The sequence below is a fragment of the Duganella sp. AC237 genome, from assembly GCF_979254035.1.
The window spans coordinates 2,263,785-2,283,904 of record NZ_CEEDEW010000003.1 but is presented as its reverse complement, the minus strand read 5'-3'; the positions used below and the strand labels follow the sequence as shown (position 1 = coordinate 2,283,904).

The following is a 20,120-nucleotide window of genomic DNA, read 5'->3' as shown; positions in this document are numbered from 1 at the left end:
TCCACTATGCTTTTTGTCATGGACATCATCACCAGTTGGACCCGCCTGCGCGCCCGCTTGCTGATGGTCGGCGCACTGTGCGCGCTGATCGCCCCGGCCCCGCCCGGGCGGGCGGCCCAGCACGCACGCTTGCTGGCCGACTACGCGCACCGCGCCTGGACCGCCGCCCAGGGCGCGCCGGCGCAAGTCCAGGCTATCACGCAAACGCCGGACGGCTGGCTGTGGCTGTCCACGCCCACCGGCCTGTACCGCTTCGACGGCGTCAACTTCGAACGCCGCGACCAGGTCGGCGGCCACCCGCTGCTGTCGACCATCGTGCTGCCGCTGCACACCGCGCCCGACGGCGGCCTGTGGGTCGGCTACCGCTTCGGCGGCGCCAGCATGTTCAAGAACGGCAAGGCCGCGCACTACGGCGCCGACAACGGCTTCCCGCCCGGCGCCGCCCACAGCTTCACCACCGCCCCGGACGGCGTGCTGTGGGCCACCACCGCGCGCGGCCTGGCCTGGCTCGACCGCGCGCGCGACCGCTGGGTGCGGATCGGCCCCGACAGCGGCTTCGATCCGCCCCAGGCTGTCTGGCAAGTGCTGTTCGACCGCGCCGGCACGCAGTGGGTCTCGACCTCGAACAGCGTTTACTACCGACGCGCCGGCGAGACGCGCTACCGCGTCGCCAGTCCCGGCAACATGGAGCTGGCCTCGCTGGCCGCCGGGCCCGACGGCACCGTCTGGGTATCGAACGGGACCGACGCCAACTACCGCCTGTCGCAAACGGCGCCGGTCGCCGGCGCCAGGCCGCCCAAGCCGGAACTGCCGGGCAGCGGCATGTGGTTCGACCGCGCCGGCACGATGTGGCTGGCGAGCGACGCCCACGTCGAGCGTGTGCTGCCGGACGTGTTTCCCGACCCGCGCCAGCGCCTGACGCGCGACCAGGGCTTGAGCGGCCTGAGTCCGCAGACCTTTTTTGAAGACCGCGACGGCAATATCTGGTTCGGCACGGCGACCGGGCTCGATCGCTTCCGCCGGCACCGCGCCGTGCCGCTGCCGAGCGACCAGCCCATCGTCACGCCGGGCCTGGCGGCCGACGCCGACGGCAAGGTCTGGCTCAGCAACTCCAGCACCAGCGCCTGGCTGATGGACGCCGAAGGCCGCCAGCACGCCGCCCTCGACAGCGGCTTCTGGAGCTCGGCGGCCGGCGCCGGCGGCCGCGCGCTGGGCAGCTACCGGGGCATCTGGCAGGCGGCGCGGTCCGGTCAACCGCTGATCCCGTCGCCGCCGGCGCCGCTGCGCGACAGTTCGACCATCTACGCGCTGGCGCAAAGCCGCAATGGCGACTGGTGGGCCAGCTATCTGAACTACGATCTATTCCGCCACCGGGACGGCAAGTGGGAGCATCCGTACCCGTCGCTGCCGAAGCTGCGGGTGATGTCGCTGCTGTCGGACAGCCGCGACCGGCTGTGGGTCGGCTACCAGGGCAACCGCATCGCTGTCGTGGAAGACGGAAAGGCAATCGTCATGGGCGCCGGGGACGGCCTGCGCATCGGCAACGTGCTGTGCATCTACGAGCGCGGCGGCAACCTGTGGGTGGCCGGCGAATCGGGCGTGGCCCGCTACGACGGTCGGCGCTTCGTGCCGCTGCTGGCGGCCGACGGCCACGAGTTGCGCGGCATCAGCGGCATCGTCGCCACCGATGACGGCGAACTCTGGCTGCACGGCCACGACGGCGCCTTTCGCATCGGCGCCGACCAGCTCAGGGCTTTCGTGCGCGACGGCGCCCGGGTGGCGTACGAACTGCTGGGCAGCGAAGAGGGCCTGACCGGCACCGTCCAGCCGAGCGGCCCGTTCCCGTCCATGGTGCAGGCCACCGACGGCAAGCTATGGTTGTCGACCACCAGCGGCGCGATGTTGATCACGCCCGGCGCCATCCGCCGCGACCCGCTGCCGCCGCCGGTCGAAATCCTCTCGGTCTCCAGCAACGGCAAGCGCTACGACGCGGCAAAGCCGCTGCGCCTGCCGCAGGGGGCGAACAACCTGCATATCGCCTTCACCGCGCTGGGACTGTCGGTGCCGGAGCGCGGCGCCTTCCGCTACAAACTCGACGATGTGGACCAGGACTGGCAGAACAGCGGGGGGCGGCGCGAAGCGTTCTACACCAACCTGGAGCCGGGCAACTACCGTTTTCAAGTGATCGCCGCCAACCGCGACGGCGTCTGGAACACGCAGGGGGCCGCGCTCGACATCGCGCTGCCGCCGACGTTTGTGCAAAGCGTCTGGTTCAAGCTGCTGTGCGGGGTGCTGTTGATAGCGCTGGTGGCGCTGGCGTGGCGCTGGCGGCTGGCGCAGGTGGCCAGGTTGATCGAGGCACGCCATCTGGAGCGCGTGAGCGAGCGCGAGCGCATCGCCCGCGCCCTGCACGACACGTTCCTGCAACAGGCGCAAGGCACGATCCTGATGATGCAGGCGGCGATGGAGCAGATCCCGCCCGCCCTGCCCGCGCGCGCCGCGATGGAGCGCGGCATCGGCTACATCGAACGGGCGCTGGTCGAGGGCCGCGACGAGGTGATGGGCCTGCGCTCGGCGTCGAGCGGCGACGAAACCTTGGCCGAGGCGCTGGCATGCTTCGGCAACGGCCTGGCCGAGGTACTGCCGGCGCGCTACCGCCTTGAAGTCCGCGGTACGCCCTGGCAACTGGACGCCGCGCTGCGGGACGACCTGTTCGCCATCGGCCGCGAAGCGATCGGCAACGCCTTCCGCCACGCCGAGGCCGGGGACATCGTGGTGGAGCTGGACTTCGGCGCCGATGTGCTAATGTTGCAAGTGCGCGACGACGGCAAGGGCATCCCGGACGACATCCTCGACCAAGGCAAGCGGCGCGGCCACTACGGTCTGGTCGGCATGCGCGAGCGCGCCGAGCGTCTGGGCGCGAGGTTGGAAGTAAGCAACGGCGCCGAACGGGGCGCGGTCGTAAAGCTAACCTTGACCGGATAATTGCCAATCCCCACTGTGACACGTGGGCCGATTTCAATCCAACATGCGCGCGCCTTAACCTTCCCTTCAGCCAGGTGGTGCACTGTACGTTGGAGCATCGACATGCGAAACCGCATGGCGTGTAATGTCCCAACACCCAACCCAAGGAGCCAGCACATGAAACTGAAAGACAAAGTCTGCGTCGTCACCGGCGCCGCCAGTGGCATCGGCAAGGAAATCGCCCTGATCTACGCGCGCGAAGGCGGCAAGATCGTCATCGCCGACCTCAACCTGGAAGCGGCCCAGGCCACGGCCGACGAGCTCAAAGCGGCCGGCAGCGAGGCGATGGCGGTCGCCATGAACGTCACCGACGAAGCGCAGGTAAACGCCGGCATCGCCGCCGTGGTCGACGCCTGGGGCGGGATCGACGTGCTGGTGAGCAACGCCGGGATCCAGATCATCCACCCGGTCGAGGACTTCCCGTACGAGGACTGGAAAAAGCTGCTGTCGATCCACCTCGACGGCGCCTTCCTCACCACCAAGGCCTGCCTGCCGCACATGTACAAGGCCGGCAGCGGCAGCGTCATCTACATGGGTTCGGTGCACTCGAAGGAAGCCTCCAAGCTCAAGTCCGCCTACGTCACGGCCAAACACGGGCTGATCGGCCTGGCCAAGGCCGTCTCGAAGGAAGGCGCCGAGCACGGCGTGCGCGCCAACGTCATCTGTCCCGGTTTCGTGCGCACGCCGCTGGTGGACAAGCAGATCCCCGAGCAAGCCAAGACCTTGGGCATTTCCGAGGATGACGTCATCAAAAAAGTCATGCTGGCCGACACCGTCGACGGCAAATTCACTACGGTGGAAGACGTCGCCGAAGTCGCGCTGCTGTTCGCCAGCTTCCCGTCGAACGCGCTGACCGGCCAATCGCTGGTCGTCAGCCACGGCTGGTTCATGCAATAAGCTCCGGGGTCAGGTCCGCCATTGCTACACGAACTTGGCCGTAGACTGTCTTAAGAGTTTAAGCTCCGGGGTCAAGTCTAACATTTCTACACGCCCCCGGCGGTAGACTGCCTTCAGGGACGAGCTCGTGTAGAAATGTTAGACTTGACCCCCATGAAAAAGCGAACAGGAAGTGTTCGCCAAAGCCAGCGCCGCCGGCCAGACCCCGTGGAAAAAATAGCGAACCTAAACTTGCTCCGCTCGCTCGACGTCTTGCTGGAGACCCGCAACCTGACCTTGGCGGCAACCATGCTGGGGCTGACGCAGTCGGCGCTGAGCCGCCAGCTGGCGCAATTGCGCAGCCAGTTCGGCGATCCGCTGCTGATCCGCGAGGGCCAGCGCTTTTTGCTGACGCAGCGGGCACTAGCCCTGCGCGGGCCACTCAAGGCCACCCTGCTCACGCTCGAATCGATGATGGACGGCCCCGTGTTCGACGCCGCCACCTGCGCGCGCACGTTCTCGATCGCCGGCTCGGACTATCTGGCCGACCACATGCTGCCGCCGCTGGTGGAGGCCATCGCTGCGAACGCGCCGCGTGCCGGCGTGTCCTTCCATCTATGGGAAGCCGGCTACTATCGCCTGCTCAGCGATGAGGGCGTCGATCTGGTGGCCACCATCGCCGACATCGTGCCGGACAACCTGCATGGCCGCGCGATGGGCGAGGACAGGCCGGTGTGCGCGATGCGCGCCACGCACCCGCTGGCGGGGCAATCGCTCACCTTGGCCGACTACACGCGCTGGCCGCACGCCCGCATCACCGGCGGCAGTGACAAGGATGGCTTCGTCGACCAGGCGCTGGCCCGGCAAGGCCTGCGCCGCGACGTGCGGCTGACCGTGCCGTTTTTCTCGTCGGCGCTGCGCATCGTCAGCGACAACGACCTGCTGCTGACCATCCCCGAGCACATCGCCGTCAAACTGGCGGCGCAGGCGGGCATCGTTTGGCAGCCGTTGCCGTTCGACGCGCCCGTCTACCGTTACTGGCTGCTGTGGCATGCGCGTAATCACCAGGACCCGGAGCACCAGTGGTTCCGGCACCAGGTGTTCGACGTCCTGCACCGGTTCGACCACGGCGTTACCCACTTCAATACCGACTGAGCGGCTGCGTCGCCGCCATGCGGCGCGCGCATACCCACTATGCGGCCACAAGCGTTGAACGAATGGCATGACTTCCGTAGACTGAAGAAATTAAATTTCCAACAGTCACGGAATCGATCGATGAAACTCGCCTGTCCACGCTTCACTGCCGCACTGCTCGCGCTTGCGCTCACCCTGGCTGGAAGCTGGGCGCCGGCCATGTCGGCGACAACCTCGAACTGGGTCACGACCTGGACTGCCGCGCCCGACAGTGCCGGCCCCGCGCTGCCGGCGCAAACGATCCGCCAGGTTGTGCGCGCCAGCGTCGGCGGCGGCAGCGTGCGCATCCGCCTGTCCAATCTGCACGGCACCGGCGCTGTCAGCATCGGGGCGGCGCATGTGGCGCTGCGGGCGGCCGGCCCGGCGATCGAGCCGGGGAGCGATCACGCGTTGACCTTCAATGGCCGGCCGGCCGTGACCATCGCCAGCGGCGACAGCGTTTTGAGCGACGTGCTCGACATGGACGTGGCACCGCTGCGGGAACTGGCGGTTAGCCTGTACCTGCCTGCCGGCGCGGGCACTTCCACCATCCACGGCGCCGGCATGCAGACCGCGTACATCCTGCACGGTACGGACGCGACGGCCGCCGTCAGCTTCACCGGAGCGGAAACCGACGACAGCCGCTACTTCCTCACCGATGTCGAGGTCGCCTCCGGCCGCCACGCGCACGCCATCGTGGTGGTGGGCGACTCGATCGCCGACGGCATCGGCTCGACGGACGACGCCAACGCACGTTGGCCGGACCTGCTCGCCGAGCGCTTGACGAAGTCGTCGATCGCCGTCGTCAACGCGGGCATCGCGGGTAACCGCCTGCTGAATGGTCCGAGCAAGCCATTCGTCGGGCCAAGTGCGCTGGCGCGGTTTCAGCGCGATGCGCTCGACAAGCCGGGCGTGCGCTGGGTAGTGCTGCACGAAGGAATCAATGACATCAGCGCCGGCGATATGCTGGCGTCGGCGTCGGAGCAGGTATCGGCGCGGCAGATTATCGAGGGCATGCAGGCATTGATACGGCTGGCGCATGGGCAAGGCGTGAAAGTTTGCGGCGGGACTTTGTTGCCGTATGGCGGCGTCGGCAGGCCGTTCGTGCATTCCGCAGTGGCGGAGGCGAAACGGCAGGAGGTCAATGCGTGGATACGCGAATCGCGCGAGTTTGACGCGGTCGCCGATTTCGACAAGGTGTTGCGCGATCCGGAGCGGCCGTCGCGGCTGTCGGCCGCTTTCGATAGCGGCGATCATCTGCACCCGAACGATAGCGGGTATCGCGCGATGGCCGGGGCGGCCGCGATCGTATTACATTTCGGGGAGACACGTAGCGCGGATTAGGCGGAACGCCGCAATCGGCCATTGTTGAGCCGCCGGCGACGCATGCATGGCCTCCGTGGCGGAGCGGCATTCAGCGGACAAAAAAAGGGAGGCACTTGGCCTCCCTTCTGTTTGGTTGTCCGACGCTTAGTTCTGCGTCAGGAACGTCTTCAGCTTGTCCGAACGCGACGGCTGGCGCAGCTTGCTCATGGCCTTCGCTTCGATCTGGCGGATCCGCTCGCGCGTCACGTCGAACTGCTTGCCCACTTCTTCCAAGGTGTGGTCGTTCGACATTTCCACGCCATAGCGCATGCGCAGCACCTTCGCTTCGCGCGGGGTCAGCGAGTCCAGCACTTCCTTGATGACGTTGCGCATCGACGCGTGCAGCGCGGCATCGAGCGGGGCCAACGTGGTGTTGTCCTCGATGAAGTCGCCCAGCTGCGAATCGCCGTCCTCGCCCATCGGCGTTTCCATCGAAATCGGCTCTTTGGCGATCTTCATGATTTCGCGTACTTTGTTTTCCGGCATTTCCATCTTGACGGCCAACGTCGCCAGATCCGGCTCGCTGCCGGTTTCCTGCATGATCTGACGCGAGATGCGGTTCATCTTGTTGATCGTTTCGATCATGTGCACCGGCACGCGGATGGTGCGGGCCATGTCGGCGATCGAACGGGTGATGGCCTGGCGAATCCACCAGGTCGCATACGTCGAGAACTTGTAGCCGCGACGGTATTCGAACTTGTCGACCGCCTTCAACAGACCGATGTTGCCTTCCTGGATCAGATCGAGGAACTGCAGGCCACGGTTGATGTACTTCTTGGCGATCGAAATTACCAGACGCAAGTTGGCGACCGTCATTTCACGCTTGGCCTGGCGCGCGCGTTTTTCACCGGCGGCCATCTGCTTGTTGATCTTGCGCAGGTCGGCCAATGGCAGCGCCACGCGCGCTTGCAGGTCGATCATCTTCTTTTGCAGCTCTTTCACGGCCGGCACGTTGCGCCCCAGGATGGCGCTGTACGGGTAGGCCGAATCGACTTCGCCGTCGACCCAGTCCAGGTCCGTCTCGTTGCCCGGGAACACCTTGATGAAGTGGGCGCGCGGCATGCCGCATTTGTTCACGCACAGCTCCAGCACGGCGCGCTCGATGTGGCGCACTTCTTCCATCTGGCCGCGCAGGGTGTCGCACAGCTTTTCAACGACCTTGGCGGTAAAACGGATGCCCAGCAGTTCGGCCGAAATCGCTTCCTGCGCGGCGACATAGGCCTTCGAGCCGTAACCGCCGGCGGCCTTGCGCATCTTGTCGTACTGGGTCGAGATGACGTCGAACTTTTCCAGCGCGGCTTTTTTCAGCTGCGCGAGTTGCTCGGTCGAGAAGCCGGCCGCGCCGCCATTGGCGTCGCCGTCTTCTTCCTCGACTTCTTCTTCCTCTTCCTCGTCGTCATCCGACGGCGCGGCCGGCGCGGCGGCCACGGCCGGCGCGTTGTTCGCTTCGTTCAGGTCGACGAAACCGTCCACCACTTCGTCCACCTTGAGCTCGTCCGCTTCGATCTTGCGGGCCAGCGCGACGATCTCGGCGATCGTGGTCGGGCAGGCGGAAATGGCCTGGATCATGTCCTTCAAGCCGCCTTCGATACGCTTGGCGATCTCGATCTCGCCTTCGCGCGTCAGCAGCGCCACGGCGCCCATCTCGCGCATGTACATGCGGACCGGGTCGGTGGTGCGGCCGAAGTCGGAGTCGACCGTCGACAGCGCGGTCGCGGCGGCCGCTTCCACTTCGTCGTCGGAGGTGACGGTGGCCACGCTGTCGGTCAGCAGCAGCGATTCGGCGTCCGGGGCGCGCTCATAAATGGCGATGCCCATGTCGTTGAAGGTCGCGATGATGCCTTCGATCGCTTCCGGATCGACGATGTTTTCCGGCAACTGGTCGTTGATCTCGGCGTAGGTCAGGAAGCCGCGCTCCTTGCCCATGTTGATCAGGTTCTTGATCTGGTTGCGGCGGCGCTCCAGGTCCTCGGCCGAGCTTTTCGGGTCCATGCCCAGCATGTCGGCGGCGCCGCCCTTGGCTTTGCGCTCGCGTGCTTTCGACACGGCCTTCAGTTCGGCGCGCTCGACGGCGTTCAACGCCGCGACTTCGTCGTTTTCCGGCGTGAATTCGGACGGCTTGCGGCCACGGCGGCCCGGCACCTTGACGCTCGGCAGCAGATAGCCGGAGGTGTCGATCGACGCCAAGGTGGCGGCATCGGTAACCTGGCTGACGGCCGGACCGGCGGTGACGATGGTCAGCGGCGCCGGATCGGCGGCCACCTTGACAGCCTTGACCAGTTTGGACTTCGGCGCGGCCTTGACCACCACCGTGTCGGCGACCGGCTCGTCGGCCGCGACGGCGCCGGCGAGCGCGCCCTTGCGCGCCACCTTGACGGTCTTGACCGGCGACTCGACGGCCACCTGGGCCTCGGCCTGGGCCGCTTCGGCGGCGGCGCTCAGACGCGTTTTCTTCTTGACTACCGTTACTTTGCTCGCTGCCTCTTGCGCATTATCGATCACATAGGATAGAGTCGTCTTTGGCACCACCAGCGGAGCGGAGCTGGTGCGGGCGGCCTTGACGGACAACGTTAAAGTTTTCGGCGTTTTTGTCATTAAAAGTCTCTCAATGCGTATTCGCCAGAAAATACAAAATGCCATAGCCCGCGCCGACCGTTACCAGTGCGCATGGATGGAAATGTTGTAATTTAGCTGACGATTATCTGCGGAATAAAAAAAGCCCGCTTCCAGCAACGGGCTTGTTTCTCTTTTCAGTGAAGAATGAGGAGAGGGCAAAGTATGCCGTATAGCGAGACATCAGGATAATGAATAAATCACATATCCGACATCCTAAAACCATATAACAAGGGCACATGCCCGTGTCAGACCGATCGCATCCTGTACCAAACTGAAACGCACCGCCCTGCAATTGGTGCGTCAAGCATTATACACGTTTTAGGCCGCCGCCGCACCTGCCGTCCATCTGCCATTGGCCGGAGTGTGAGCAAACCGGCACGCTAGCCTAAAAGGCACTGCAATCCCGGAGGGCGCATGATATGCTGGCGCCTCTTGCTTAACCTACGAAGTCGATGAACACTAGCCTTACCCCTCAGCCTTTGGCGACCGAGCCAGCCGCATCCGCTCCGGCCACCGCGGCCCTGACCCCGCGCACCCTGTTGAAACAGCTGCAAACCCAATTCCCGGCGTTCCGCGATTTTCTGCCATTGTCGATCGGTATCGACAAGCAGATCCTGGCGATCATGCCCGAACTGGACCGCAAGACCATGCGCTCGGCGCTGGGCATCCACACCGGCTCGCTGCGTTACCTGAAAGTGATGGAAAAAGCCAAGGTGCGCCACGACCTCGACGGCACGCCCGGCGCCGAAGTCACCGACACGCACCGCGCCCACGCCACCCAGGTATTGCAGGAGCGCTTCAAGAAAGAAGCCGAACGCAAGAAGGCCGAACGCGACGCCGCGGCGGCCGAAGAAGCGGCCCGCGTGCGCACCGACAAACTGAACCAGCTGACCGCGAAATTCTCGCGCAAGGGTTAAGTTTGGCCGAGTTGCCCGCTCAGTCGCCTGGTCACCGGCATGCACCGGCGGCGGAGGCCGAGCTTCCGCCCTACGTCGGTCTGCGGATCGCCGATGTGCAACTGGTGACAACCCCGGAGCATGCGCTTGCCGCCCGCGCCGCCCTGCTGGCGGCCGACGCCATCGGCTTCGACACCGAATCGAAGCCGACATTTGTCAAAGGCGAGACGTCCACCGGCCCCCACCTGATTCAATTTTCCACCGACGACAAAGCCTATCTGTTCCAGATCGGCGGCAGTACGCCGGCGCACACGCTCGAGCTGCTGCAAGCGATCCTCGAACAGCCGGCGCCGCTGAAGGTCGGCTTCGGCCTGTCCGACGACGTCAAGCGGCTGCACGCCAAGCTGGCGATCCGCGCCGCCGGCGTGGTGGACTTGTCGGTGGCGTTGCGCACGCCGGGCCAGCGCAACGACCTCGGCGCCAAGACGGCGGTGGCCAGGTTCTTCGGCCAGAAGCTGCAAAAATCCAAGAAGATTTCCACAACCAATTGGGCACTGCCGCGCCTGAACGAAAAGCAGATCCTGTACGCCGCCGACGACGCCCAGGTGGCGCTGCGCGTGTACCGGCACTGGATCGCCAACGGCGGCAAGCTGCCGCCGCTGCGCCCGGTCAAGCTGCCGCGCGCGCCCAAGCCGCCGCAACCTGACGCTTAGACGTTCTGTCCACTGTCATTTCTGGCAACACCGGGGTATCCTGTCTGGAATAATCAGGGACCAGGAACGGTATGCTTACTTTTTCCACCATACGATTGGCCGCGCTGCTGGCGCTGAGCCTGCCTGTGGCCGCCGCCACGCCGCCGGACACCCTGGAGCAGCGCGTGGCCGCCTGCATCGCCTGCCATGCGGTCAAGGAGCGCGGCGACGCCTTTTTCCCGCGCATCTCCGGCAAGCCGGCCGGCTACCTGTATAACCAGCTGCTCAATTTCCGCGAGGGCCGCCGCAATTATCCGATGATGACTTATATGGTCGACCATCTGCCCGACGCCTACCTGCGCGAGATCGCCGACTACTTCGCCGCCCAGCATCCGCCCTACCCGCCCGCCCAAGCCGGCAGTGGCGCCACCGCGACCGCCGCCAGCCTGGCGCGCGGCGAAGCGCTGGTGCGGCACGGCGATCCGGCCAAAAAAATCCCCGCCTGCGTCGGCTGCCACGGCGCCGCGCTGTACGGCGTCGAACCGGCCATTCCGGGGCTGATCGGCCTGCCCAGCGATTACATCAACGCCCAGTTCGGCGCGTGGAAGAGCCACGTGCGCCGCGCCACCGCGCCCGACTGCATGGCCGACATCGCCGGCAAACTGAGCGTGGCCGACGTGGCCGCCGTCTCCGCCTGGCTCAGCAAGCAACCGCCCGACGCCGCCGCGCGCCCGGCCAGCGCCGCCAGTATCGCCATGCCGTTGCCGCAGCCATGCGGCAGCGTGCCGAACGGCGCCAAATGAGCGCGGGGACGACGATGACGAAAAAAATCTTTTATACGCTGGCGGGACTGGTCGGGTTGGTCGTGGCCGGCGTGCTCTTCATGATGTTCCGTACCGGTGGCGACGATATCGGTCCGCCGCCGAGCGTGACCGCAAAATTGTCAGCCACCGAGAAAATCGCCCGTGGCGCTTATCTAGCGAAGGCCGGCGACTGCATGGCGTGCCACACCACGCGCGGCGGCCGGCAATACGCCGGTGGCCGCGCGCTCAAAACGCCGTTCGGCAGCGTAATCTCGCCCAACATCACGTCGGACAAGGCCACCGGCATCGGCGGCTGGAGCGCCGACGACTTCTGGCTCGCGCTGCACAACGGCAAATCGAAAGACGGGCGGCTGTTGTACCCCGCCTTCCCGTACACCAATTACACCCGCATCACGCGCGACGACTCGGACGCGCTGCACGCGTACTTCCAGTCGGTGCCGGCCGTCAGCCAGGCCAACCACCCGCATGAATTGCGTTTCCCGTACAACCAGCAGATCATGTTGGCGGCGTGGCGCGCGCTGTACTTCAAGCCGGCGGTGTTCCGTCCGGAGACCGGGCAGTCGGTGGACTGGAACCGGGGCGCCTACCTGGTGCAGGGCCTTGGACATTGCAGCGCCTGCCACAGTCCGCGCAACGCGCTGGGCGCGGTAAGCGGATCGAGCGGCGACAGCCTGTCGGGCGGATTGATACCGGTGCTGGGCTGGTACGCGCCGTCGCTGAACTCGGATGCCGAAGCGGGCCTGGGCGACTGGCAACAAGACCACATCGCCGCGCTGCTGAAGACCGGCGTCTCGCCACGCGCCACCGTGTTCGGTCCGATGGCGGAGGTGGTCCGGGAAAGCCTGCAACATCTGAACGACAGCGACATCAACGCGATGGCGACGTATTTGCGCGCCTTGCCGGCGCAAGGCGTCAAGTCGGAGTTCGAGCGCGACAAGGGGCCGCAGGCGACGGCGTTCCTGACGGCGGGCGCCAAGCTGTACGCGCAGCACTGCGCCGAGTGCCATGGGGATGGCGGCGCCGGCATGCCGCCGGGCTATCCGCCGCTGGCGGGCAACCGCGCGCTGACGATGGAGCAGGCGGTCAATCCGATTCGCATCGTGCTCAACGGCGGCTTCGCGCCAGGCACGGCCGGCAATCCCCGTCCGTACAGCATGCCGCCGTTCGGCCACGTGCTCAACGACAACGAGGTGGCGCAAGTCGTATCCTACCTGCGCAGCGCCTGGGGCAACAATGCCCCGCCCGTCGATGGCAACGAGGTCAACCGATACCGGGCGATTCCGCTGGATTAATGGTGCTCGGCGAAGCCGATGCGGTCGGTGGTGGCGTTGCGGGCGTCGTCAATGCCGATCTTGCCTTCGGCCAGCAGCACGCGCAGCGACGCGTTCATCGTGTGGCAGCCTTCGCTGGTCTTGCCGGCCATCCAGCCGCGCAGCGCCGACAGCTGCCCGCCGGCGATCATCTCGACCACCTCAGGGTTGGAGGTCAGGCATTCGGTGGCGAGGTAGTAGCGCTCCCCTTCCACCGACGGCAGCAGCGCCTGGCACAGCACGCCGCGCAAAGCGTGCGCCAGCGCCTGCGACTGCGCCTCGGAGTTGCCCAGCAGCCGCACCATCTTCTGCAAGCCCAGCTCGGTCGAGCGCGCATGCAGCGAGGCCAGCACGAGCGGACCGGATTCGGCCAGCGCCAGCGCCTCCTGCGCCGTTTGGGCGTCGCGGATCTCGCCGATGACGATGACGTCGGGCCGCTCGCGCAGCGCGTCCAGCGCGCCGAGATAGAAACTCTCGACGTCGCCGTCAAACCCCACCTCGCGCTGCGTGATGACGCACTGGCGCTGCGGAATCAGGGTTTCGACCGGGTCTTCGATGGTGATGATGTGGCCGGAACGGTGCTTGTTGATCTCGTCGAGCATCGAAGCGATGGTGGTCGACTTGCCCTGGCAGGTGTCGCCAATAATCAACACCAGACCGCTGGTCAGCTTGGCGAAGTTCTGCTCATGCCGGCGCAGGCCCAGTTCGTTGAGCGGCATCGGCTCCTTCGGGAAGCGCCGGATCACGCAGCCGAGCCGCTTCTTGCCCTGGAAAGTGAAACAGTTGGCGCGGATGCGCGCCGTGTGCAGGTCGACCGCGCGGTCGAAGGCGCGGTCCTGGATGCGCTCGGACCAGTTCGGTTCGACGACCTCGAAGAACTCTTCCAGCTCCTCGCGCGTGATCGGCGAATCGGTCACCGCCACCAGCCCCTTGGGCTGGCGCAGCAGGAGCGGACTGTTTTGATGGATCAGGATGTCGCTGAAAATGAGCTTGGAGTTCAGCAGGTGCAGAATCTGTTGTACCAGCGTGCCGAAAACCGGGTGGTCTTCGTTCTCGATATAGGTCAGCGTGCGTATTTGCGACGACAGGTAATTTTCCATCTGGTCAGTGCTCTCCGGGGCATGGGCATTAGCTCTTCAGCTTCGGATATTTGAAGCCGGTGCATAAGTCCATACTGTAACGCTGATTGCCTTCAAGCACCAGTACGTGTTCGGGCGGCTCCTCGCCGGCCAGCGCGCCGGAGAACAACGGCAGGCCCTCGCCCTTACGGATCAGGTCGTCACAACGCTCGTAGACGTTGGGGCAGCCGGTCTCCGCCAGCAGGGCCTGCACGATCGGCACTTTCCAGGCATCGACGCCGCCGGACTGGAACTGGCAGATCAGATAACCGTCGACGCCGCCCCAGCCGTGCACCAGCAGGCCGGACAGGCCGTCGTCCTCGCCCAGGATCACCGGCACCAGCGCGTTGGGGCCGGCGGCGCGGATGGCGGCGGCGCGCTTGACGACGGCGGCCTTGACGCGGCGCTTCATCATCGCGTGGTCAACCGGCTCGTCCTCCTTGTAGCTCCACATGCGGGCACGGATCTGCGACTTGGAGTTATAGGCGGCGCGGCCGATGAACTGGCGCGCGGAGCTTTGCACGATCGCGGTCGAGCCAGGCTTCATTTTTTCCTGCGGTTTGCCGTCGACCTTGTCGATCGCGGTCGGGTAGATCCAGGGGTCGCCGGCCAGCAAGCTCTTTTCCTTGCCCTGTTTGATGGTGATGATAAGCATGTGATTCCAGATAGGTGTCGCGATGGTGATGCGAGGGTTTTGCGGGATAGGCCGAATGATACCTCATGCCGGTTCCGGGGCCGCCGTCGGCCGCCGCCCGCCTCGTCACTTCCCGGCGGAACGCATTCCAGCACGCCCAGAATGCATTCTGTCGCAGCCAGGTGTCGCCGGCGGCCCCGGTTGCGTAGTATCCAACCTCAAGATGACCAACCAGGAGAACAGCATGACCACCACCACCGTTCGCAGCACACTGCGCGTACTGATCCTCGCCACCGGCATGCTGGCGGTGGCCGCCCCGGCCAACCTGGTGCTGGCCGGCCCGTTGAGCTGGGTCGGCGGCGACCGCGTCCAAGGCAACGGCAAGATCGTCAAACAGAACCGGGAAGTCGGCCATTTCACTGCTTTTGCCACCAGCGTCAGCGGCAACGTCGAGATCCGGCAGGGAAACACCGAGGGTGTCATTGTGGAAACCGACGACAACCTGCAGGCGCTGGTCGAGACGGTGGTGGAAAACGGCACCTTGCGGATTCGTCCGGCAAAGAACAACATGTCGCTGGAAACGCGCAACATGAAGATCGTCGTTATGGCGCGCACGCTGGAGCGGGTCTCGGTGGCCGGCTCCGGCGCGGTGGCGGCGGACAAGCTGCACGTCGAGCGCATGCAGTTCGACATCGGCGGTTCCGGCGAACTCAATGTGGCCGATCTGCGGGCGGAGTCGCTCGCCGTGTCGCTGGGCGGCAGCGGCGACCTCAAGGTTGGCGGCGCCGTTGAGCGCCTGCAGATTTCGATCGGCGGCTCGGGCGAGGTGCAGGCGGCAAAGCTGGCGTCGCGCGACGCCGTGGTGAGCATCGGCGGCTCCGGCGAGGCGACGGTGTCGGCGAGCAAAACGCTGAACCTGAGCGTGGCCGGCTCGGGCGACATCGGCTACTACGGCGATCCCAAGGTGAGCCAGAACATCCGCGGCTCCGGCACGATCAAGCGCTTGGGCGCGGCGCCGCGGTAAGCGCGACATCAGGCGTCAAGGCCCGGCAAATAGTTGCCAGGCCTTGGCGCCGCAGGCCAGCGATTTAATCCAGCGCCTCAGTTCATCCTCATCGGCAGCGAGGATTCTCGCTGAGGTCGACGGAAAGCCTCCCCTGACTATCGCTGACCAAGCTCTGCACCACGCCTTGCAAAGCTAGCAGCGCGCCTTCCTGCCGTCCTTCCTGCCGTCCTTCCTCTTTTCCCCTGGCACGACCACGTTCGATCGCCTCATATTCCAGCAAGTCCTCGTACTTTTTGAATCGTTGGTCAAACAACATGATCGGCCCCTCCTCCATGCTGATCTCGGTCTCGCAAAATTCGTCCTGCAACACGGCCCGCACCCAGCGCATCAAACTATCGCGGGCACGCGACATATCCGGCGATTGCAGTCTTTGCGCAAAAACGCCCAACGCTTCGCGCATCTGCGCATCGGTGCGCGAACGCATCAACCGGAACAGAATCGCCAGCACGTTAGACCGGCCGTCCCCGCCAAGGTTCCTGTGCTGATCGATCAGCAAGCAATGCTGGCTTGGCTGGAAACGTTCCAACCCCTCCGGCGGCGGCAGCATTAACTTGGTCAAATCGGTACTCGCACGCCACGGCTTGCGGCCGTGATACAGCACGACGGGCAAGACAGGCGGCAGCTTTCCGTGCCGGGTCAGCCGGTGCTGCGCCACCAGGTCCTGGCAGAGCAATCCGACATATACCTGCATGCGCAACGCCATCCACGGATCGGAGCGCGCCTGGAACTCCAGCAGCAAGTAGAAATAGACCCAGTCGCCGCCGATTTTCGCCCGCCATACGATATCCTCGTGGCGGGTCTTGCCGTTTTCGCTGGCATAGCTGGCGTTGAGACGCTCGAACGCGCCGACATCCAGCGAAGCAGTCCATTCCGCCGAAACAAATCCCGTCAGCAGATCCCGGACCACTTCGGGATGCCCGAATAACTGCTTATACAACATATCGCTGTGACTTTTCATCGACAAAGTGTAGCGTTTGACATCATTGACGAGTACGCTTGCTGGCGAGCCCACTTTGTCGCGCCTCAAAAAAACCGCAACCACAGGGAGAAATACTTGAACGTCATCGCCTCATCCGTCCGCCTCGCGCTGTTGTCGCTGCCTGCCATCCTATTGAGCTCCGCCGCCGCAGCGGCCGACTCACCGGCCCCGCCTGACGCCGTTACCGCCATCAAGGCCGCGCACATGGTCGACGTGCGCAAGGGAACGCTGATCGACGATGCGGTGGTCCTCGTCAGCGGCGAGCGCATCACCGCCGCCGGCAGCAAGCTGGCGATCCCGGCCGGCGCCAAGGTCATCGATCTGGGCAACAAAACCCTGCTGCCCGGCCTGATCGACAGCCACACCCACCTGACCGGCGACCCGCAAGACGCCGGCTACGCCATCGTCGCCAAATCGATTCCGCGCTCGACCTTGACGGGCGCCAAGAACGCCCGCCTGACGCTCAACGCCGGCTTCACCGCCGTGCGCGACGTCGGCGCCGACGGCTACACCGACATCGGCCTGCGCGACGCCATCAACGACGGCGACGTGCCCGGCCCGCGCATCGCCGCCTCCGGGCCGGCCATGGGCATCACCGGCGGCCACTGCGACGACACCTTGCACGCGCCGCAATATGGGATCACCGGCCTGGGCGTGGCCGACGGCGTCGAAGAGGCGCTCAAGGTCACGCGCCGCAACATCAAATACGGCTCGGACGTCATCAAGATCTGCGCCACCGGCGGCGTGCTCTCGTTCGGCGACGATCCGCGCACATCGCAATACACTCTGGAAGAATTAAAGGCCATCATCGGCGACGCCCACCGCCTCGGACGCAAGGCGGCCGCCCACGCGCACGGCGGCGAAGGCATCCGGCTGGCGGTGCTGGCGGGGGTCGATTCGATCGAGCACGGCTCGTACATCGACGACGAAGGCATCAAACTGATGAAGGAGCACAAGACCTGGCTGGTGCCCACGCTCTACCTGGGCGACTGGCTGATCGAAAACGCCGAGGCGATCAAGCTGCCCAAGCCGCTGCTGGAAAAAGCCAAGGTGGTGTTGCCGCAGGCGCGCATCAATATCGGCCGCGCGATCAAGGCCGGCGTGCCGGTGGCGTTCGGGACCGACGCGGCGGTCTATCCGCACGGCTTGAACGCGCGCGAATTCGCGGTGCTCGTCAAGCTGGGGATGACGCCGGCGCAGGCGATCCGCACGGCCACCGTCAACGCCAGCGAATTGCTGGGCTGGAGCGACCGGATCGGAACGATCGAGGCGGGCAAGTTCGCCGACATGATTGCCGTCGACGGCGAACCGCTCAGGGATGTGACGGTGCTGGAGCGGGTCCAGTGGGTGATGAAGGGCGGCGCGGTGGTGCGCTAAGCCCGCGGTTAAACCCTAGCGCTCGGCCTTGAAGGTCTCGCGGCCGACTTCCACGGTGGTGGTGCCGTCGGTCAGCCAGATCTGGCCGTCCTGGATCGTGCATTGCAGCTGCATCGAACGCTGCGCCATGCGGGCCAGCTGCTCGGTGGCGTCGGCGTTCAGGTTGATCACGGTCAGGTTCTTGCAGCGCTCGACCTTGTTGGCCAGCGCTTTCCACCAGATATGGCTGGTGGCCGCGTAGCTGTACACATAGACGTGTTCCGAGCGGCCGCTGGCCTTCAGGATCACCTTCTCGTCGGGCTGGCCGACCTCGATCCACAGCTGGATCGCGCCGGTCAAATCCTTCTGCCAGATGTCCGGCTCTTCAACGTCGAACAAGCCCTTGGTGAAGGTCAGCGCCTCGTTGGCGTGGATCGCGAACGCCAGCAGCCGCACCATCATGCGCTCGTCGGTCTCGGACGGGTGGCGCGCCAGGGTCAGCGACTGGGTCTCGTAGAAATTGCGGTCCATGTCCGCGATCTGCAGGTCGGCTTTGTAAATTGTTGCTTTGAGGGCCATCGGTCAATCTCTTTATTTGAAGACGACAGTCTTGTCGCCGTTTTGCAAAATGCGGTGCTCGACAAACCACTTCACGGCGCGCGCCAACACCACGCACTCGACGTCGCGGCCGATGGCCGACAAGGTCTCGGCGTCCATCGAATGGTCGACCCGCTCGACGTCCTGCTCGATGATCGGACCTTCGTCCAGATCGCCGGTGACGAAGTGGGCGGTCGCGCCGATCAGCTTGACGCCGCGGTGGTGCGCCTGCGCGTACGGCTTAGCGCCCTTGAAGCTGGGCAGGAAGGAATGGTGGATGTTGATCGCCTTGCCCTTCAACGCCGTGCACAGGCCCGGCGACAGGATCTGCATGTAGCGCGCCAGCACCACCAGGTCGATCTTGTGGGTGTCCATCAGCTCGATGACCTTGGCTTCCTGCGCCAGTTTGGCTTCCTGCGGCGCGCCGGTGGCCAGCGGCAGGTGGTGGAACGGAATATTGTAGCTGGCCGCCAACTGGTAGAAATCCATGTGGTTCGACACGATCGCCGGAATCTCCACCGGCAGCAGCCCGCTCTTGTAGCGGAACAGCAAATCGTTGAGGCAATGGCCGATCTTTGACACCATCAGCATCACGCGCGGTTTGTAGTGCGCGTCGCGCATGTCGAAGGTCAGTTGCATCTCGGCCGCCAGCAGGCCGAAGTCGGCGCGCAGCAACTCGTCGTTGATGGCGCCGTCTTCCAGCGCGAAGTGCACCCGCATGAAAAACAGGCGCGACTCGCTGTCGCCGAACTGCGCCGAATCGATGATGTTGCAGCCGTGATCGGCCAGAAAACCCGAAACGCGATGCACGATGCCGCGCTGGTCGTGGCAGGAAAAACTCAGGATGTATTCGGGATTTGCGGGTTTAGTCATGGCCATCACGGTAGATTTCGATATCAACGGAACAATAACAAGGCCGGTATTGTCGCACGGCTGGGCTCATCCGGTAAAACTAGAACGATCGTGCATTTTTGGAACCTTCTCGCCTCACCGGCGTCTATCTCTGTGCCGAATAACCCGCCGGGCCGCGACCCCGGCGTTTTTTTAACCAAAGCACACGACGAGGTTCGCCAATGGCGTCCCTTCAGACCCGGTGGAACTTCCGTCAACCTTGCAACTCTAACCATGCAGAGCAGCGAAATGCGTCGCTGCTTATCAACCGACTACCCACCCGGCGGAACCACGACGACGACCCACTACACATCTCAGGAGGAAGTTATGGCAAGTAATAGTAATAACTCAGGAAACGACCAGCCGAAGCCGAAAGGCACCGCCAAGCGAGGTTTCGCGGCAATGGACGAAGCCACCCAGCGCGCCATTGCCAGCAAGGGCGGCCAGGCCGCCCACCAAAAAGGCACGGCACACGAATTCGACTCGGAGGAAGCCCGCCGCGCCGGCCAGAAAGGCGGCGAGGCGGTCAGCCGGGATCGCGAACATATGGCGCAGATCGGGCGCAAGGGCGGCGAAAGCCGTCAATCCGCCGCGCGCGCCAATGCTGAGAAAAACGCCGCAGCCGGGAACGCGCGCAGCAGCACCGGTTCGGAGCAATCGGCCAAGACCGGGAGCCGTCAGGGCAGCAAGGGCAATTCGTAAC

General features: G+C 65.0%; 17 protein-coding genes. 11 read left to right on the top strand and 6 right to left on the bottom strand.

The window, feature by feature from the left end; all coding sequences use genetic code 11:
• Positions 1-6 precede the first annotated feature (6 nt).
• From AC0IYS_RS10525 to AC0IYS_RS10510, 4 genes are all read left to right on the top strand, one after another.
• Positions 7-2,985: a sensor histidine kinase gene (locus AC0IYS_RS10525; protein ID WP_471705090.1), complete on the top strand. Its 2,979-nt coding sequence runs from the start codon at positions 7-9 to the stop codon at positions 2,983-2,985.
• Positions 2,986-3,141: 156 nt separating this feature from the next.
• The gene (locus tag AC0IYS_RS10520) at positions 3,142-3,921 is read left to right on the top strand and encodes a 3-hydroxybutyrate dehydrogenase (protein WP_471705089.1); all 780 of its coding nucleotides are present in this window, start codon (positions 3,142-3,144) and stop codon (positions 3,919-3,921) included.
• A gap of 231 nt (positions 3,922-4,152) precedes the next feature.
• The gene (locus tag AC0IYS_RS10515) at positions 4,153-5,055 is read left to right on the top strand and encodes a LysR family transcriptional regulator (RefSeq protein ID WP_471705088.1); all 903 of its coding nucleotides are present in this window, start codon (positions 4,153-4,155) and stop codon (positions 5,053-5,055) included.
• A gap of 120 nt (positions 5,056-5,175) precedes the next feature.
• Positions 5,176-6,417: an SGNH/GDSL hydrolase family protein gene (locus AC0IYS_RS10510; protein ID WP_471705087.1), complete on the top strand. Its 1,242-nt coding sequence runs from the start codon at positions 5,176-5,178 to the stop codon at positions 6,415-6,417.
• Positions 6,418-6,543: 126 nt separating this feature from the next.
• Here AC0IYS_RS10510 and rpoD read toward each other — a convergent pair whose 3' ends face one another.
• Positions 6,544-9,033 (bottom strand): RNA polymerase sigma factor RpoD, encoded by a 2,490-nt coding sequence (gene rpoD / locus AC0IYS_RS10505; RefSeq protein WP_471705086.1) that lies wholly within the window; start codon positions 9,031-9,033, stop codon positions 6,544-6,546.
• Positions 9,034-9,506: 473 nt separating this feature from the next.
• Here rpoD and AC0IYS_RS10500 point away from each other — a divergent pair, with 473 nt between their 5' ends.
• The 4 genes from AC0IYS_RS10500 to AC0IYS_RS10485 all read left to right on the top strand — a co-directional run bounded on the left by AC0IYS_RS10500 (position 9,507) and on the right by AC0IYS_RS10485 (position 12,758).
• Complete coding sequence (locus AC0IYS_RS10500; RefSeq protein ID WP_471705085.1) at positions 9,507-9,971, top strand: ProQ/FINO family protein; 465 nt, start codon at positions 9,507-9,509, stop codon at positions 9,969-9,971.
• A gap of 95 nt (positions 9,972-10,066) precedes the next feature.
• Positions 10,067-10,663 carry a 3'-5' exonuclease gene (locus tag AC0IYS_RS10495; RefSeq protein WP_471705084.1) on the top strand — a complete coding sequence of 199 codons (597 nt, stop codon included), beginning with the start codon at positions 10,067-10,069 and terminating at the stop codon, positions 10,661-10,663.
• A gap of 71 nt (positions 10,664-10,734) precedes the next feature.
• Entirely contained in the window at positions 10,735-11,445 is a 711-nt protein-coding gene (locus tag AC0IYS_RS10490; RefSeq protein ID WP_471705083.1) for a c-type cytochrome, read from the top strand.
• Positions 11,446-11,459: 14 nt separating this feature from the next.
• Positions 11,460-12,758, top strand: a complete 1,299-nt coding sequence (locus AC0IYS_RS10485) for a c-type cytochrome (protein WP_471705082.1) — start codon at positions 11,460-11,462, stop codon at positions 12,756-12,758.
• On the opposite strand, the gene AC0IYS_RS10480 is transcribed toward AC0IYS_RS10485, so the two are convergent.
• Together AC0IYS_RS10480 and AC0IYS_RS10475 are read right to left on the bottom strand one after the other, a co-directional pair.
• Complete coding sequence (locus AC0IYS_RS10480; protein ID WP_471705081.1) at positions 12,755-13,876, bottom strand: type IV pilus twitching motility protein PilT; 1,122 nt, start codon at positions 13,874-13,876, stop codon at positions 12,755-12,757. The two genes, AC0IYS_RS10485 and AC0IYS_RS10480, sit on opposite strands and share 4 nt — an antisense overlap.
• Positions 13,877-13,904: 28 nt before the next feature.
• A complete protein-coding gene (locus AC0IYS_RS10475) occupies positions 13,905-14,549 on the bottom strand; it encodes an SAM-dependent methyltransferase (protein WP_471705080.1) in 645 nt (214 codons plus the stop codon).
• A gap of 223 nt (positions 14,550-14,772) precedes the next feature.
• Here AC0IYS_RS10475 and AC0IYS_RS10470 point away from each other — a divergent pair, with 223 nt between their 5' ends.
• Positions 14,773-15,552, top strand: a complete 780-nt coding sequence (locus AC0IYS_RS10470) for a head GIN domain-containing protein (protein WP_471705079.1) — start codon at positions 14,773-14,775, stop codon at positions 15,550-15,552.
• An 88-nt stretch (positions 15,553-15,640) separates the two neighbouring features.
• Here AC0IYS_RS10470 and AC0IYS_RS10465 read toward each other — a convergent pair whose 3' ends face one another.
• A complete protein-coding gene (locus tag AC0IYS_RS10465; RefSeq protein WP_471705078.1) occupies positions 15,641-16,606 on the bottom strand; it encodes an Rpn family recombination-promoting nuclease/putative transposase in 966 nt (321 codons plus the stop codon).
• A 42-nt stretch (positions 16,607-16,648) separates the two neighbouring features.
• On the opposite strand from AC0IYS_RS10465, the gene AC0IYS_RS10460 reads away from it, so the two are divergent.
• Positions 16,649-17,950 (top strand): Xaa-Pro dipeptidase, encoded by a 1,302-nt coding sequence (locus AC0IYS_RS10460; protein ID WP_471705077.1) that lies wholly within the window; start codon positions 16,649-16,651, stop codon positions 17,948-17,950.
• A 15-nt stretch (positions 17,951-17,965) separates the two neighbouring features.
• Here the strand turns inward: AC0IYS_RS10460 and AC0IYS_RS10455 are convergent, their stop codons facing one another.
• A complete protein-coding gene (locus AC0IYS_RS10455; RefSeq protein WP_471705076.1) occupies positions 17,966-18,508 on the bottom strand; it encodes a YaeQ family protein in 543 nt (180 codons plus the stop codon).
• Between the two features lie 12 nt (positions 18,509-18,520).
• A complete protein-coding gene (gene purU, locus AC0IYS_RS10450; protein WP_471705075.1) occupies positions 18,521-19,399 on the bottom strand; it encodes a formyltetrahydrofolate deformylase in 879 nt (292 codons plus the stop codon).
• Positions 19,400-19,744: 345 nt separating this feature from the next.
• Between purU and AC0IYS_RS10445 the strand changes: the two genes are divergently transcribed.
• A complete protein-coding gene (locus tag AC0IYS_RS10445; protein ID WP_471705074.1) occupies positions 19,745-20,119 on the top strand; it encodes a KGG domain-containing protein in 375 nt (124 codons plus the stop codon).
• Position 20,120: the final 1 nt, after the last annotated feature.

Coding starts and splice junctions, on each gene's coding strand:
- AC0IYS_RS10470 (WP_471705079.1), top strand. CDS start 14,773: ATGACCACCACCACCGTTCGCAGCACACTGCGCGTACTGATCCTCGCC.
- AC0IYS_RS10445 (WP_471705074.1), top strand. CDS start 19,745: ATGGCAAGTAATAGTAATAACTCAGGAAACGACCAGCCGAAGCCGAAA.
- rpoD (WP_471705086.1), bottom strand. CDS start 9,033: ATGACAAAAACGCCGAAAACTTTAACGTTGTCCGTCAAGGCCGCCCGC.
- AC0IYS_RS10500 (WP_471705085.1), top strand. CDS start 9,507: ATGAACACTAGCCTTACCCCTCAGCCTTTGGCGACCGAGCCAGCCGCA.
- purU (WP_471705075.1), bottom strand. CDS start 19,399: ATGACTAAACCCGCAAATCCCGAATACATCCTGAGTTTTTCCTGCCAC.
- AC0IYS_RS10455 (WP_471705076.1), bottom strand. CDS start 18,508: ATGGCCCTCAAAGCAACAATTTACAAAGCCGACCTGCAGATCGCGGAC.
- AC0IYS_RS10475 (WP_471705080.1), bottom strand. CDS start 14,549: ATGCTTATCATCACCATCAAACAGGGCAAGGAAAAGAGCTTGCTGGCC.
- AC0IYS_RS10520 (WP_471705089.1), top strand. CDS start 3,142: ATGAAACTGAAAGACAAAGTCTGCGTCGTCACCGGCGCCGCCAGTGGC.
- AC0IYS_RS10480 (WP_471705081.1), bottom strand. CDS start 13,876: ATGGAAAATTACCTGTCGTCGCAAATACGCACGCTGACCTATATCGAG.
- AC0IYS_RS10485 (WP_471705082.1), top strand. CDS start 11,460: ATGACGAAAAAAATCTTTTATACGCTGGCGGGACTGGTCGGGTTGGTC.
- AC0IYS_RS10490 (WP_471705083.1), top strand. CDS start 10,735: ATGCTTACTTTTTCCACCATACGATTGGCCGCGCTGCTGGCGCTGAGC.
- AC0IYS_RS10510 (WP_471705087.1), top strand. CDS start 5,176: ATGAAACTCGCCTGTCCACGCTTCACTGCCGCACTGCTCGCGCTTGCG.
- AC0IYS_RS10525 (WP_471705090.1), top strand. CDS start 7: ATGCTTTTTGTCATGGACATCATCACCAGTTGGACCCGCCTGCGCGCC.